This window comes from Streptomyces sp. NRRL S-455, assembly GCF_000717875.1.
In the GTDB taxonomy this organism is placed as follows: Bacteria; Actinomycetota; Actinomycetes; order Streptomycetales; family Streptomycetaceae; genus Streptomyces.
On sequence record NZ_JOCT01000029.1, the window covers coordinates 20729 to 35144 of the forward strand.

Annotated in this window: 14 protein-coding genes; all 14 read right to left on the reverse strand. The window is 69.2% G+C overall.

What is annotated here, in order from left to right:
• Positions 1-10 precede the first annotated feature (10 nt).
• From IE97_RS0131650 to IE97_RS39470, 14 genes are read right to left on the reverse strand one after another with little or no spacing between them, the layout of a single operon-like run.
• Positions 11-3040: a hypothetical protein gene (locus tag IE97_RS0131650; protein ID WP_030248063.1), complete on the reverse strand. Its 3030-nt coding sequence runs from the start codon at positions 3038-3040 to the stop codon at positions 11-13.
• Positions 3041-6532: a transglycosylase SLT domain-containing protein gene (locus tag IE97_RS0131655; RefSeq protein ID WP_030248066.1), complete on the reverse strand. Its 3492-nt coding sequence runs from the start codon at positions 6530-6532 to the stop codon at positions 3041-3043.
• Positions 6533-6739 (reverse strand): hypothetical protein, encoded by a 207-nt coding sequence (locus IE97_RS42290; RefSeq protein WP_030248069.1) that lies wholly within the window; start codon positions 6737-6739, stop codon positions 6533-6535.
• Positions 6740-6756: 17 nt separating this feature from the next.
• Entirely contained in the window at positions 6757-7188 is a 432-nt protein-coding gene (locus tag IE97_RS0131665; RefSeq protein ID WP_030248072.1) for a hypothetical protein, read from the reverse strand.
• A gap of 48 nt (positions 7189-7236) precedes the next feature.
• Positions 7237-7602 carry a hypothetical protein gene (locus IE97_RS0131670; protein WP_030248075.1) on the reverse strand — a complete coding sequence of 122 codons (366 nt, stop codon included), beginning with the start codon at positions 7600-7602 and terminating at the stop codon, positions 7237-7239.
• Between the two features lies 1 nt (position 7603).
• Entirely contained in the window at positions 7604-8104 is a 501-nt protein-coding gene (locus IE97_RS39460; RefSeq protein WP_051705193.1) for a hypothetical protein, read from the reverse strand.
• Positions 8101-8871, reverse strand: coding sequence for a hypothetical protein (locus tag IE97_RS0131680; protein WP_030248081.1), 771 nt, complete (start codon positions 8869-8871; stop codon positions 8101-8103). The genes IE97_RS39460 and IE97_RS0131680 overlap by 4 nt, the downstream gene beginning before the upstream one ends.
• Entirely contained in the window at positions 8868-9044 is a 177-nt protein-coding gene (locus tag IE97_RS42295) for a hypothetical protein (RefSeq protein WP_158708363.1), read from the reverse strand. The genes IE97_RS0131680 and IE97_RS42295 overlap by 4 nt, the downstream gene beginning before the upstream one ends.
• 13 nt (positions 9045-9057) lie before the next feature.
• Entirely contained in the window at positions 9058-10035 is a 978-nt protein-coding gene (locus IE97_RS0131690) for a hypothetical protein (protein WP_030248083.1), read from the reverse strand.
• A gap of 8 nt (positions 10036-10043) precedes the next feature.
• Positions 10044-10532, reverse strand: coding sequence for a hypothetical protein (locus tag IE97_RS0131695; protein WP_030248086.1), 489 nt, complete (start codon positions 10530-10532; stop codon positions 10044-10046).
• A 5-nt stretch (positions 10533-10537) separates the two neighbouring features.
• A complete protein-coding gene (locus tag IE97_RS0131700) occupies positions 10538-10831 on the reverse strand; it encodes a hypothetical protein (protein ID WP_030248089.1) in 294 nt (97 codons plus the stop codon).
• Entirely contained in the window at positions 10828-11511 is a 684-nt protein-coding gene (locus IE97_RS0131705; protein WP_030248092.1) for a hypothetical protein, read from the reverse strand. Before IE97_RS0131705 ends, IE97_RS0131700 begins: the two co-directional genes overlap by 4 nt.
• Before the next feature lie 22 nt (positions 11512-11533).
• Positions 11534-12424 (reverse strand): hypothetical protein, encoded by an 891-nt coding sequence (locus IE97_RS39465; RefSeq protein WP_030248095.1) that lies wholly within the window; start codon positions 12422-12424, stop codon positions 11534-11536.
• Between the two features lie 34 nt (positions 12425-12458).
• Positions 12459-14249, reverse strand: coding sequence for a major capsid protein (locus tag IE97_RS39470; protein ID WP_030248098.1), 1791 nt, complete (start codon positions 14247-14249; stop codon positions 12459-12461).
• Between the last annotated feature and the right edge of the window lie 167 nt (positions 14250-14416).

Sequence of the window (14416 nt, forward strand, 5' to 3'; positions counted from 1 at the left end):
CGCCATCCCCTCACGTCCCCAGCCGGCCACGGTCGAACTGACCCTGGACCGGATCGTCGAACACGAACACCTCGCCGGGGGTGTCGGCCACGGTCAGGTCGAACACGCCCTGGTCGAACCCCGCGCCGCGCTGGTCGAACCGGAACACGTTGTCCGGCGCCACCAGGTCCGCCTCACACCCGAGCACCACCGAGTGCACCGGCGCCCGGCCCGGCCTGCCGGTGCGCTGAACCGTGTGCGTGACCCGCTCCACGAAGAAGTCGCCGTCCAGGCCCATCTCCTCGTTGACGATGCGGATGCAGTCGCTGACGGTGCGCTGGAGCACCTGCATGAAATGCGCCGGGTCCGAACTGACCACCCGGAGCTGCACCGTGGGCCGTCGGCGCGCATAGTGCAGCAGGATCATGTTCGCGATGGCCTCGGCGTCCGCCGGGCTCGCCCACGGGGCGCTGTCCGGGTAGGACCGCTCGCCGTGACGGGTGACCGAGCCCGGGTCGGTCAGCGACACCTTCACCGTGCGCTGCACCGTCAGCGGACGCGCCCGGAGCTGCACCCGTGTGACCGTCACCGGGCCACCCACCGCGCGCAGCGTCAGCGTGGCCGAGGCCCCCGACGTCCGGCTGAGCAACGTCCACACCGAAGCCCCTCCGGGAGCGGTGAACGCGATGTCCGTGCCGCTCCGGGGCGTGACCGCGTCCACGAACGGGTCGGAGGAGGTGACCTCGATCTCCACCGACTGCCCGGCGGCCAGGTGGTAGGTGGACTCGTCGGTCCATACCGCTTCCAGCACCGCTGACGGCGCCCGCACGTCCACATCGAACGTGACCGAGTTGACGACGTCCCGCCAGCCGTGGGAGTAGGTGAACGGCTTGGTGAAGCTGTAACCCGTCGCCGGTGGAGATCCGGCCGTGCAGTCCCCCAGCCGGCCGCCGGTGAAGGTCGCCCGCACCTCCCGTGACTGCGTGCGCATCAGCCGGTGGTGCCGGTCCCGGAATACGAACGTGTTGTCCGGGGCGACGTAGGCGACCGCAGGCGGGCCCTCGGACTTCACCAGCTCGTTGATGGCGCTCAGGGCGTCGGTGCCCTCTGCCCACCAGTACGGCACCACGGAGGCGCCTACATCGATGTCCCGGCCGCCAGTCCAGCCGACCAGGTCCAGCACGGCGTTGATCAGCTCACCGGTGTGCAGACTGGCATACACGCCCGTGCTCAGCTTGATGCCGGACAGGTCGTTCAGGGCATCAAGGAACGTGAACTCCGCCGTGCGGTCGCCGTAGTCGGCGTGCACGTTGTAGTCGTCGATGCGGCCGTTGAACAGGTCGTGCGTCTGGCCGTTGAAGTCGACGGATGCGCGCATCAGCCGCGCCGGGTCCAGGTCGCCGTACAGCGGGCTGGCCTCGTTCTCGGGGCTGTACTTCCGGTCGGAGTTGTCCAGTGTGAACGAGGCGGAGCCGACGGCCGCCGGGTTGAGCTGCCGTTCCTGGTCCCTGCCGTAGCTGACGGAGATGTCCGAGATGATGTCCTCGGTCACCTCCTCGGGGTCCGCCGGATCGGACGCCTGGAAGTTGCGGAACGAGATCGTCGCGGGCACGACCGTGGACGACGTGTTCGTGCGCACGCCGACCGGTCCGGGCTCGGTGAGCGGCAGACCGGTGGTCACCGTGGCGTTGACCTGCCAGCCGGGTTCCGGCCCGGCGGGGTCCCAGACCTTGGCGCGCAGCGTCTGGCCGGTCAGCCTGAAGCGCAGCCGGTACCAGGTCGCCGGGGACAGTGCGAGCGGGAAGGAGACGGCCAGCGCGGTCTCCCCCTCGTAGGACGCGTACTTGCGCACGCTGAGGCTGCTCAGGCTCCCGTCCTGGGGGATCTGCAACCTGGTGTAGTAGTAGCTCTCCGAGGTCAGGCGGGCGAACAGGAACACAAAGTGATGATTGTTGGCCGGCCGCTGGTCCATGGAGAAGTCGACGGCCAGGTCCACGTCTTCCACGTAAGGCGACAACACGGTGTAGCGGTCGGTGTTGCTGGTGGAGAGCACGTGACGGCCGACCCCGGAGGAGACCGAGAAGTCCGACGGGACCCCGTAGAAGGACGTCCAGCTCTGCCCGGTGTCGGCCGTACCCCAACCGTCCGTCACCGTGCGGTTGAAGGAGTCCGTGGCCCAGGTGTCGCCCAGTTCCTCCACACCCTCGGGGGTGCCGTCCCCGTTCCAGTCGACGCCCACCTTGTAGACGGGCAGGCCCTCCTCCGCGCACAGGTCCCACCCGCCCGGCGCGGTCTGCACGGTGGGGCTGTGGGCTGTGGCGGACACGGTCGCCGTGCCGGGCAGGGCGACGGTGGCGGCTGCGGCCGTGACCGGCTTGAGCGCCAGGGACCACATCGTCGAGCCGCCCTGGCAGATGGCGTCCCCACCGGCGGACGTCGTCGAGCGCTGCGTCTGCGCGCCCGCAGAGAGGGAGGCCCCCGAGTCGTACAGCGCGGCGAACAGCTCCCCGAACCCGTCGGTGTCGTCCACACGTTCGGTGTTCGTCCCGCCGGATACGGTGACGGTCCGGGCCTGCCAGGCCGAGCCGGAGCGGAAGGTCAGCAACCAGTCCCCGCTCGCCACGGTGGTGAGCTGCGGGTGCACTTGCGTCGCCGCCGTGTTCGCCGTTCCGGTGGCCGACCACTTCTCGATCGGCCCGGCCGGGTCCACGCCGCTGTACGCGGCCGTGAACGCCAGGACGTACGGGCTGCCGGTGGGCCACGGCTGCTTGGAGAAGGAGAACGAGGCGCTGGACGTCGTCCCCGTGGCCACGCGGTAGTAGACCCGCGTCTGCACCTGCGAGGCGGAGGCGCCGGGCAGCGACTGCCCCGCGCTCGCCGTGCCCAGCAGGGTCCAGCCGCTCGGGGAGGACGTCGGGGCCACGTTGTTGTCGTAGACGAGGAAGAGCAGCAGCAGGTCCCCGGCGGCGTGGCCGGGAGGCATGGTGACGGTCTGCGGGTTCGCCGCGTAGGTCATGTCGGCCTTGAGCCGGGTCCCGACGGAGCGGAAGGCGACAGGCATCTACGCTCGCCCTCCCATCGCGCGGGGCAGCCGGCTGCGGCGGTCCAGTTGCTCCAGGGAGCCGACCAGCCAGTCCAGCGTCTGCTGCCGGGAGCCGATGACTCCGTGGTTCTCCACCGTCAGGTGCACCACGGTGGGGGCAGTCGCGGCCTGGCGGGCAGAGGCGCGGTGGCTGCGCACTCGCGCGCCGGCGGGCAGCTTCAGCAGCTCCGGGCCCATCTCACCGACCCAGTGCCAGCCGGCCGAGGCGCCGTCGGTGCCGAGCGCGTAGCCGCCGGGCCGGTTGTAGGCGCGGGGCAGTGATCCGTACGCCGCGAGTGCGTAGCGCATCGAGGCGTACACGTTGGCAAGGGGGTTGATCGATGTGCCGTACATGAACGGACCCGTCCGGCGGAACCTTCCGGCGTGCGCCTGGAAGGTCGGCCGGATGACCTGCATGAGGCCGACCGACGGGTAACCGCGCTTGGCGTTGATGTCCCAGAGGTTGACCGCGCGCGGGTTGCCCCCGGACTCCTGGTTCATGCGGCGCAGGGTGATACCTGTGTACGCGGCGGGCTGGCCGACGAGCCCGAGGGCTTGGCGCACGACACCTGTCCAGCGCTTGACGCCGGATCCGCCGATGTCGACGTTGCCGCCTCCACCGCCGAACCCGAGCAGGTCCGACCCCACGGACTTCACGGCCTTGATCAGTCCGTCCACGGCCATGCGCGGCAGCCTGGCGACCATGCGCGCCCAGGAGCTGGAGCCGATAGCCCGGGTGATGTTCCTCAAGGGACCCATCAGCAAGTCCTTCGCCTTGCCTACCGGGTTGGACAGGAACCCCAGGGCGGCCTTGCCCAGGGATTTCCCGGTGTCGAACACGGACCCGATGGCGCCCTTGATGGAGCCGAGGATGCCGCCGTCCGCCATGAAGTGCGCACCGGCCGCCTGCCACAGGCCCCGCGCTCGCGTGGCGTACTTGGGGTCGGTGGGGATGACGTACTCGGGGTACCGGGGGTTCCCCTCGCCGACGATGGCCGTCGGCTTGTTGAACATCCCGGGCTGCGCCCGGCCGACGGTGCCGCCGGAGGCCAGAAGCTTGACGCTCTTCAGGCTGTTCCGCAGCCCGACCCATCCGGCGATCTTCCCCCAGACGCTGACCAGGCCCCGGTTCCACACCCGATCCAGCACCCAGTTGACCGGCGCTTTCGTCTTGCTCTTGATCCCGGCCCAGATGGTGCCGATGCCGTCGCGCATCTCCCGGAAATAACCTTTGACCCTGTCACGCAGGGTTCGCGCCCAGCCGGGGATCGTCTTGGTGAAGAAGTTGCTGATCGGCGTGAAGACCCGGTTCTTGATCGACGTGTAGACGTCGTACAGGCCGTTACGCAGACTCCCCCACGTGTTGACCACTTTGGTCCGCAGCGTGACCGCCCAGCCGGGGATCGTCTTGGTGAAGAAGTTGCTGATCGGCGTGAAGATCTTGCTTTTGATCGACGCGTAGACGACAGCGAGTTTGTCGCGCAGGGAGTACCAGTGAGTGATCACCAGGCTGACCAGCGTGACCGCCCAGCCGGGGATCGTCTTGGTGAAGAAGTTGCTGATCGGCGTGAAGATCCGGTTCTTGATCGACGTGTAGGCGGTGACGAGCCGGTCGCGCAGGGTGTACCAGTGACCCACGACCAGGCTGACCAGCGTGACCGCCCAGCCGGGGATCGTCTTGGTGAAGAAATTGCTGATCGGCGTAAGCACTTTGGACTTGATCAGCTCCCAGACGAGCGCCAGTCCGGCCCGCAGCAGATCCCACCGCACCAGGACATAGCGCACTGCCGTCTCCACCGGTACGGTCAGCAGGCTGACCAGGGCGTTCCACTTGGTCTGCACCCAGTTGAGCAGCGACCGGAAGGCGCCGGGGATCGTCTCGGTGAAGAACCTGACGAACGGCCCCGCGAACCAGCCCCCGACCGCGACACCTACGTCCTTCACCCAGTTCAGGGCAGCCTTCACCCCGTTGCGGAAGGTCTCGCTCTTTTTCCAGGCGACGAAGAAGGCGGCACCAAGGGCCACCAGGGCCGTGATGATCAAGCCGACCGGGTTGGTCAGCATCGCCACGGCGAGAGCGCGCATGGCGCCGGCTGTCAGCAGCACGGCCGCACGGGCAAGACGCAGCACACCCGTGAACAACCGCAACCCCAACGCTGCGGCCCGGGACGCAGCCGTGAAGGCCCACGTGGCTGCGGTGGACGCGGCCGTGCTCACGGCGTAGGCAGCCTGCTGGATCCGGAACCAGAGCAGCGCTGCGCGGCTGGAGGCCACGGCGCCGTTGCTCGCGGCCACAGACGTGCCGAAGGCCCACGTGGCAGCTGCCGCTGCGGCCTGGTAGATGGCATACAGCTTCATCGCCGCGTTGACGGCGAGGATCGCTGGGACGAGCAGGCGGAGCACCGGCGTGGGGATGGCCGCGACGAGCTGTGAGAAGAGCTGGAGCACCATCAGGCCCATGCCGCCCAAGGGACCGGCGGCAGACGCGATGTCTCCGAGGGCTGCGGCGAACTCCTTGATGGCCGGGACGGCTCCGCGCGCCCGCTCCAGGAACGTGGCGAACCCTTCGCTGTCCCCGAGGTTCGCGCCGAAGTCGGCGAACCGCTGCGTCAGCTCGACCATGCCGCCGGACATCTGGCTCTGGACCGGCATGAAGGCATTGATCATGCCGACGACACCCACCGTCACGTTCCGGATGGACGTCAGGAAGTTACCGAGGGCGCTGCCGGCGTTGCCTTGCAGGTTGGCGCCGAACTCCTTGAAGACCCGGCCCGCCTGGCCCTCGCCGAACGAGGACGCGAACTCCTTGATCTCCCGGGCACCGATGCGCACGAACGGGGTCAGCTTGGGCAGCAGGTCCCGGATCTTCTCGATACCGGCCGTGAAGATCGGCATGGTGGTCCCGGACAGGGAATCGGACCACTTGTCGATGTCGTCCTTCAGACCCTGGAAAGACTTGGCCGTCTCCCGGGTGGCCGGGGTCATGGCCTTCATTTTCTCGTCGTAGATGGCCTGAGACTTGCGTGCAACGTCGGTAGCGGACGTGACTTCGCCCAGAGCCTTGTTGTACTCCTGCGCCTTCTCCTTGGCGCCCTCCGACATGTCTTTCGTGATCTTGATTTGCTGGCCGTACTTGACGCCCATGTCCTTGGCCAGCTTCTGGGCGTGCGCCTTGGCGAGGGTCACCTTCTCATTGGCGTCCTCGGCCGCCTGCAACTTCTCGCTGGCCTCGGTGATCTTCGCGAACTGCGGTTTCACGGCCGCCGCGAAGGCACCGCCGGCCGCCCCGGCTGCGGCCAGAGAGGCCGCCATGGCACCGGCGCCGGCAGCCACAGCGGCTTGGACCGGGAGGAAAGCCGAGGCCAAGGCGTGCGCGCCGATCTGCCCTAGTCCCTTGACCGCCTTCATGGCGGGGGCCGTGTCGGCGTCGATCCGGACGAACCCGGCCCCGATCAGGGTTCCGACGGGCATCTACAACACCACCCCTTGTGCCGCGAGGAACTGCTGGCTCGCGTCCTCCTCGCCGTGCCACCACCACGGGGCGCCCTCCTCGACCTCCACCGGCTCGGGCGCGGCCTGCCCCGGGGTGCGCCACAGACGCACCTCCAACTCGGAGTCCAGCCGCTGCTGCGCGGCGTCCTCCGGCTCGTTCTCGCGCGGCTCCGCTCGCTGGCACATCTCGTAATAGACGAGGTTCAGGAAGCGATCGATGGGGAGGCTGCGGAGATCGATACCTCGGCCGGCGTACTGGCCGTCAAGGTAGTGCCAGGTCCCGGGCCGGAGGGCCCAGAGGGCGAGGCCGAGGACGGTTCGGTAGGGCGGAGCCCGTACTGCTCCATCAGCCAGGTGACGATCTCCTCCACCTGGTCGATCTCGATGGGGTTCTCCCGGTCACGCATCCGTGCGGTGAACCGCTCCAGTGACTCCGGCAGCAGAACGACCTCCAGCATCGAGCGGAAGGCCCGGAGCTGCTGGTCCACGGTCGCCGTGGTGTCCATGCTGGAGAACTCCGTGGCGAAGTCCAGCAGCACGTCGGCCGGCACGCCTCGCGCGGCGTGGAAGAGGTCGTCGTCCACGCGGAAGGAAATGTCCTTCCGCTTCTTCGTGAAGTCGCGCATCTCGGTCATGGCGCGCACGGTAAGCCCACAGCACACCATGATCGTTCCGGAGCCGCGTCAGCCCATCCGCAGGGCCTTGGTCAGGAAGTCGTTCGGCTTACTGCCAGGATGATTGACCACGCGGGCGAACACGACGCCGCGCTTGGTGGTGAACTTCAGCACCTGCCGGGTGCGCGGGCGGATCTGGTGCGGCCTCGTCCCCTTGATCACGTACATGGTCGCCGGGTGGGTGGACTCCACACGGACGTGCCGCCCGACCACCACGGCGCGCACCTGACGACCCATCTTCCCCGGGGCCATGCGCCGGGCGTTGCGCTGCACGCGGCGGGCCTTGCGGACCAGCTCCTTCATCACCGGTGAGTCCGGGGACAGCAGCAGCTCGCCGACCTTGTCGGCCCGGATCTCGATACGCGCGGCAGGCACGTCAGCTCCTTACCAGGCACACGCGCACGGTCAGGTTGACCCCCACACAGCCGCCCTCGGGCCCGACCGGCTCCACCGGGGTGACGAAGTAGTCCAGCACCTGGTCGTCGTTGCGGAGGCGACACAGCGTGGCGGTTACGGCGTCCAGCATCTCCGTGGCGTCCTGGAGCAGCAGGCCGGCCGCAGCGTCCAGCTCGTCCACCGGGGGCGCCGCTTCGGCCCCCGCCGGCTGCGGAGCACAGCGCACCACGGCCACGGTGAACTGCCCCACCTCGTACGGCGGCTGGCAGGCGCCGGTGACCGTCTCGGACTCCTCGGGGAAGTTCTCCGAGAGGTACAGCCTGGACAGGGTGACAGCGAGCATCCCGCCGCAGTCGCACGAGTCCCAGACGATCTCGCCGGGGACCATGCTCGCGCGCTTCGGCTTCGACGACAGGCCGTTCCGTACGGAGGCCACCAAGTTGTTCCCCACGAGGTACCAGCGCGAAGCCCCGGTGATCACATCTGCCTCCTGAGCACACGGTCCACGTTGTAGACACGGCCTCGCCGACTCAGGCCGTCTGGATTCTCCGACGCAAGAAACAGGTCGACCAGGTACAGCCCGGTGCGGCCGTCCTTGAGGAGTTGGCCCATGTCCGGGTACTGGATCGTGACGCCCTGACGCACGAGCTGCGTCACGCCCGGGGGCAGACGGCAGTCCGCGCCGGTCCCGGCCTTGGCGATCTCGCAGGCCAGTTCACCCATCGCGAGACGCCCGGAGTCGGGGACCTCCTCGCCGACGACCACCTTCACCGACCACGTCCCCGGCTGGTCGTCGTCCAAGGCGAGGTTGTTGCAGCGCGGCCAGGCGGAGCCGTCCGTACGTATCAGCGACCGCCCGTCCAGCCGGTAGGAGCCGGTCACCATCGGCGTGCCGTCCAGCTTCACCTCCACGACGCGACTCACGTTGTCGGGCAGGCGAATCGTGGAGAGGTACGCGCACGAGCATCCGCCCTGGCAGGCTCCGGCGCAGTACGGCAGGCGGTAGAAGTCCCACGGCGTCGTCGAGTAGCCAGTCCCCCAGCCCCATAGCGGAACGGCGCCCGGGTCGGCGCAGTCCTCCGCGCAGGGCCTCCAGGTCACCTCGCACTGGCCGAAGCGGCGCCCGGACAGCGCCCACAGCACCCGCGTGGCGGCGGACACCGCGTACCCGGTCAGCTCGGGCGAGTAGGTGGACACGTCGCACGTCCAGTAGACCGGCCAGTCCTCGCACGGCCCGTAGTCGGTCATGTGCTGGTCCCGGCGATTCGGTCCCACACCCACTGGTGGAAGTTGAGATGCTGGTCCCACCACTCCCAGGTGACGTCCATACCCTGCACGAGGGCGCCGCACAGCTTGCACGGGGCAGTCATGTCCATGGGCGGGCGGATGTCTTCGGCGGTGGGGCGGGAGTCGAACGCCATCGTTACCTCCGGTCTAGTAGAGAGCAGCCCAAAAGGCGGACACGGTCCCGGACAGGCTGGTCAGATTGACGGTGGCGGGGATGGACGTCTGGCCGCCAGTCGAGACCAGCGTTGGAAGCGGTGGGGATGGCCAGCCCGCGTTCATCAGGCCGGACGGTGGGCCCTTGCTCCAGCTGGGCCCGGCGGAGCCGACGAACAGCATCGCGGCCCAGTAGTAGCCGGGGCTCGCGGCGTACTGCGAGGTGAACGCGCAGTCCTTGTTGACCTGGCTGCCACTTGCCCACGTCGTGGACTGATCGCTGCTGATGGCGACCCGGTTGCCGGAGGAGTCGTAAAGGCCGACGAGGCATTGCCCAGCGGTCAGTGAGGCCCCGGGGGCGGTCTGGTAGAGGCGAACCCCTGTAACCGGCCGCGCGGCGGGGATCTTGCACCGCATGAAGTAGATGATCCCGCTGTTCCCGGGGCCTGCCGAGGAGGCAGCCCACGGCGGGTAGGACCAGGTGATCAGACCTGCGTCGGCCGGTGTCATGTCGACGAGGCCGAGGCCGTCCCTTGCCTTCGCGGGGTCGGCGACGTCTGACAGGTTCGCCGCCTTGGCCAGCAGCGTGGACGCGTCGGCGAGCACGGCGTGCGAGCCGGCCACCGGGTCGGGGATGAGGATGTCCGCCAGGACGACAGTCGGTGAGGCCTTCGGCAGGGTGAAGTACCGGGTCCAGGCCGTCCCGTACGTTGGGGTGAAGACGATCGTGTAGGAGAACCCGGTGGGGTCGATACCGGTCGCGTCGGTGGCCACGAGGGGCAGCGGGTCGAACCGCCCGGCCCTCACCCACCGGCGCGCGGACCCGCCGAACAGGTAGTCGTCCTCGGCGACCGTGGCGAGGTCCGGCCCGGCCACGGTGAGGGATCCCTCCAGCGGGGTTCCGTCGGGTCCGGTGAAGGGAACGCCCCCGTCGGTGACGGTGACCGTCTCGACTCCTGCGGGAATGGGCACTGTGTCTCCTACGACTCGAACCGCACGAGACCGTTGCTGGACCAGACGACAGTGAACGAGCCGGAGACGACCGACTGCGGCCCGCCGAAGTAGAAGTAGGCCACGCCCTGGTCGGCGACCGCGTTCGTGCCGCCGGTGATGGAGTCGTCATAGACCAGGCAGCCGTAGGCGTCGGTCAGCGTGACGGTTCCGCCGGCGGAGAGGTCCGCCGCGTCGAACATCACCGTGCCCGGGGCCGGGCTGGTGAACGTCTTGGATGCAAGGGATCGGCCGCCCACTGGCCAGTTGGTGCCGCCGGTGATCTCGCGCGCGGTCGTCCAGGTGCCCGTGTTGTACCCGGTTTCGGCGACCGCCGCGTCCCGGTCCGGCGTGACGTTGTTGTCGAACAGAGCGGCCTTGACCGTGTCGGAGTCCAACCCGGTGTAGCCGGTCCCGGCAGCCTGCATCATCGGGCCTGAGATCCACGCCCGGAATGCCTTGCTCTCGGTCCACGCCATCGTCCTCAGCCCCTCGTCACTCGCGCCGTGGGTGCGAAGACGGCGCAGTCCTGGCCGTCGTCCCGCTCGGTCACCACGGACGTCACCGGCCGGCCGTCGCCGTCGTAGCGCACGTCCTCGCCGCTCACGTAGTCCTCGCGCAGCACCGCGCGGACGCGCGCCCGCACCCCTTCCAGGACCATCGGGGCCAGCAGACCGGCGAGCCCGGGGCAGGGGTGGAAACGGTTGTCTGCCCCAGCCGTCACCGCTGTCGCGGGGCAGTTGGGGCAGACCCAGTGCTGCTCGCCCGTCAGGATCACGACAGGGTCAGCGGGTTGACCTGCGGGTCGGGCGGGGCCGTAGTGGTGATGTTCCACAGCCAGTGCTCGCCTGCCTGCGCGGTCTCTCCGGTCGGCAGCCACGACGTGGAGCCGGGCCCGTTGCCCCACCCGATGACCGGTGTCGTGGATACAGCCTGCGTCTCGGACTGGATCTGCATGGTGGAGCGGCCGTTCTCCACCGTGTACGAGCCGATACGCGTGGAGCCCACGTTGGGCCACGCGTTGTAGATGTACCGCTGCGCTCCGGACGGATCGCACGAGCCGGACCCGGCCACGCGCTGCCAGACCTCCAGGCTGTACCGGTTCGACGGCGAGCCCTCCGCGAAGGCGAAGCCCGTGCCGGTGACGCCGGCGCCGTTGACGGTCAGCTCCCGCGCGCTCGCGAGGTAGGCGACCCCTGTCGTATTGATCTCACAGAAGTCGATGGTGAGCTGCATGCGCTTGAGAACCGGATCGTCCTTCTGGTTCACGCACGGCGTGCCGTCAGCAGTCCTTTCGAAGAACTCCTCACCGTCCTCGTACTGCGGTTCCATCTGAACCTGAACAAATCCCTTGGTCACCACGACCAGGGAACCGGTTCCGGTGACCGGGTTGCCGCAGGCGTCCACGCGGACGATCCGGGCGTGCGTGCCCTTGATCGCGGTGGCGGCCGAAGCCACGGTTGCTACCACTGTTCACCCCTTACGTGGGTACGCCGAGAGTCATCAAGGCTGCGAGGTGCGCGCACTCCCAGCCGAACAGGTACGTGCGGGAAGCCTGCTTGCGGACGGTGTTGGTGGACCGGTCGAACGTGCCGGGGAAGTCGCGCACGGCGACGTCCGACCGGTAGCCGAACAGGGCGCCGGTCGCGTAGATCCACGCCGAGCCGGCCGGAGCGGCCGACCCGTCGGGACCTGTCCCGGTGTACCCGGCCGCCGCGACGATGCGATGCCCGCCCGGTGTGCGCAGCACCCCGTCCGCGTCGTCCGTACGGAGCAGGCTCCGGGACTTCAGCGTGGCCAGCGCGGCCACCGGAACGTGGACCACGCCGACACCGCCGTACTGCTCGGCGAGCGCACCGTCCAGACGGCCGATCGCCACGGCGGCGTCGTCCGTCGTCGCCACCACGGCGTTTGCGGCCGTCTGAAGCCGGATGCCTTGTGGGTCGTCCAGCGGGTCATCGGCGGCCAGGTGCGGCCACACGGTGGACTGCCCGCCGGCTTGGCCGGTCCAGAACGCCCTGCTGACCTGGAACGCCTCACTGCGCGCGAGAGCTTCGGCAGCCTGGTCCACGTCCGGCAGACCGATGAGCGAGCAGTCGAACGCGGCGTAGACTGTGAAGGCGGTCGCCCCACGGTCTACACCCTCGGCCGTGGGCTCGATCGGCGGTGCGGCGGGGACGGAACCGTCCGTGCCGGTGACGGCGATGCACTCGTCCGCGTACGTCGTCTGCGCCCCACCGCACCAGTCGGTCCAGGTCACTCCCTGCTGCCAGTGCGGCCCCGGCGCGGCCGGATGCTGCGCCGCGTCCCACAAGTCGTTCGGGAGCGCGACGAAGTCCGGCCCGTCGACTATGCCCCGGATACCGGCCACGTCGCGCTCCCTCCGTTGTCGGTACGGTCAGGGCTCAGAGCTGGTGCCCGAGAGTCTGGTCCGCGCTGCCCGACCCGTTGACCGCGAGCGTTGCCCGGTACAGGCGGGACTCGTGGCCGACCCTGGCGACCAGGTGCGCCTCCTCCGCCCACAGGGCGGTGTGGTCGTTCTCCGCGTTCAGCGCGCTGTCGCGGATCACACCGAGGTCGAGCTGGAGGCCGTTGCCGTGCAGGAAGGTGCCGGCGGCGTACATCATGAAGTCGACGCTGGTCGGCCAGGCCGTCATGTTGGTGTCCACGCGGCCGAACTGGCCGGAGCCGCGCACCTGCCAGTCGGAGACGAACTGCGGGCGCACCGACCTGTCCGTGAACCACGCGGTGATCTGCGCGTCCGACACGCTCTCGCGCTCGACCTTCGTCCGCCAGGCGAGGTCGGCCCGGATGACCGCGAGCGTCCAGCGCGGCAGGACGACCTCCAGTACCGCGTCCTCGCGCATGGCGAACTTCGCGCGGTAGTCGATCGCTGCCAGCTCCACGCCGTTGAGCAGCGTCTGGGCGGCAGGCTTGTTCGCCGCGCCAAGAGCGATGGCCGAGGTGGACCGGGCGACCATGAGGGAGATCAGCCGGGCGTTGATGACGTGCGCGTAGGCCGCCCGCAGCAGCCGGATGAAGTTCTGCGTCGCCTCCGGGTACGCGTCGTCGGTGAGGTTACCGGCGGTGAGGCTGACGCCGTACGCCTCCAGCCGCGTCTCGTCGAACGTCGGGCACGGCACGCGCAAGGTCGGCTTGTTCACCGAGCCGGTGACGGTGGCGATGTCGTCGGCCTCAGTCCACAGCCACGGGTCGCTCGCGTTGGAGAACGGGAAGGCGAACCCGCCGAAGCCCGAAGCCGGGTTGGAGCCCGCGTTCTGGAAGAACACGTCACCGATGGACGGGGACACCGGGTAACGGATGCCGCCCCGGGAGACACCGACGGTCGGCAGGTCGATGAGGCCGACCGGAGTGTCCGCGATGTTGAAGAAGTCGTAGGTGACCTCCGACGGGGCGCACCACCCACCGCCGGCCAGCAGGGCGTCGGCCTGGCCGCGCTGCTGCGTCATCGAGTGCCACAGCTCCTCTACCGTGGAGGCAGAGGTGCGGTCGTCCACCGTGTGCTCGAACTGGTTGCGCAGCGACGCGACCAGGTGGCGCGGGGCGCCCCGGTCGCCGTACTGCGTGGTCGGCACGGCCTTCGCCTTGGCGCGGAACGCCTCGCTCAGGGCCTCCAGCGTCGGCAGGGACTGCCCGGCACCCACGCCGGGGATGTCCACGCTCGCGGTGACGGCCATGGTCTGCGCATTCGGTGCCTTGGCCTGCGGGGCACGCTCGCGTACCTGCGACAGGGAGGCCACCCGGCGCTGCACGGCCTCGGGGGCCTGGTCGCCGAAGAGGATGGAGGCCACACCCTTGGCCGTGGCCTCAGTCAGTGCCGCGAGGTCGACACGGCCGCCGGCGGTGACGGGGGCGGCGCCCTCGCCTCCGTCACCGCCTTCGCCGCCCTCACCGACGTGCACGGACTGACGCAGCAGCGCCATGCGCCGGGTCGCCTCCTGCTGTGCGGTGGCGGCCTCTTCCTCCGCGCGGACCGCGCGCACGCGCAGCTCCGCGCGGATGCGGTCCAGGTCACGCGTGAGACGTTCGCTGTAGCTGATGTGTTCGGGGAGGATCTGCTGAAGTCCGGCGACGCGGTCGAACTCCGCGACCGCGTTCGTCTCCAGCTCGCGCAGCTCCGACTCTCCCACGAGTGAGAGGTCGTCGGGCGCGGTGAACAGTTCGGGTTCCGGCACGTCAACCTCCGGGAGAGCGGCCGAGATCAAGTCGGCGCGCACGGTACATACAAACGGCCGAATCGCCAAAAGTCACAAAGACTCTGACGATTCGGCCGTTGTCGCTGCTCAGCCGCCGATCGGGGGCGGCGGAGGCGGCGGGGGCGGGGCCGGTCGGTTACAGCCGC

Bases quoted from the DNA above. Each gene is read 5' to 3' on its own strand.
- IE97_RS0131650 (WP_030248063.1), bottom strand. From the start codon at position 3,040: ATGCCTGTCGCCTTCCGCTCCGTCGGGACCCGGCTCAAGGCCGACATG.
- IE97_RS0131655 (WP_030248066.1), bottom strand. From the start codon at position 6,532: ATGCCCGTCGGAACCCTGATCGGGGCCGGGTTCGTCCGGATCGACGCC.
- IE97_RS42290 (WP_030248069.1), bottom strand. From the start codon at position 6,739: ATGTGCCAGCGAGCGGAGCCGCGCGAGAACGAGCCGGAGGACGCCGCG.
- IE97_RS0131665 (WP_030248072.1), bottom strand. From the start codon at position 7,188: ATGACCGAGATGCGCGACTTCACGAAGAAGCGGAAGGACATTTCCTTC.
- IE97_RS0131680 (WP_030248081.1), bottom strand. From the start codon at position 8,871: ATGACCGACTACGGGCCGTGCGAGGACTGGCCGGTCTACTGGACGTGC.
- IE97_RS42295 (WP_158708363.1), bottom strand. From the start codon at position 9,044: ATGGCGTTCGACTCCCGCCCCACCGCCGAAGACATCCGCCCGCCCATG.
- IE97_RS0131695 (WP_030248086.1), bottom strand. From the start codon at position 10,532: ATGGCGTGGACCGAGAGCAAGGCATTCCGGGCGTGGATCTCAGGCCCG.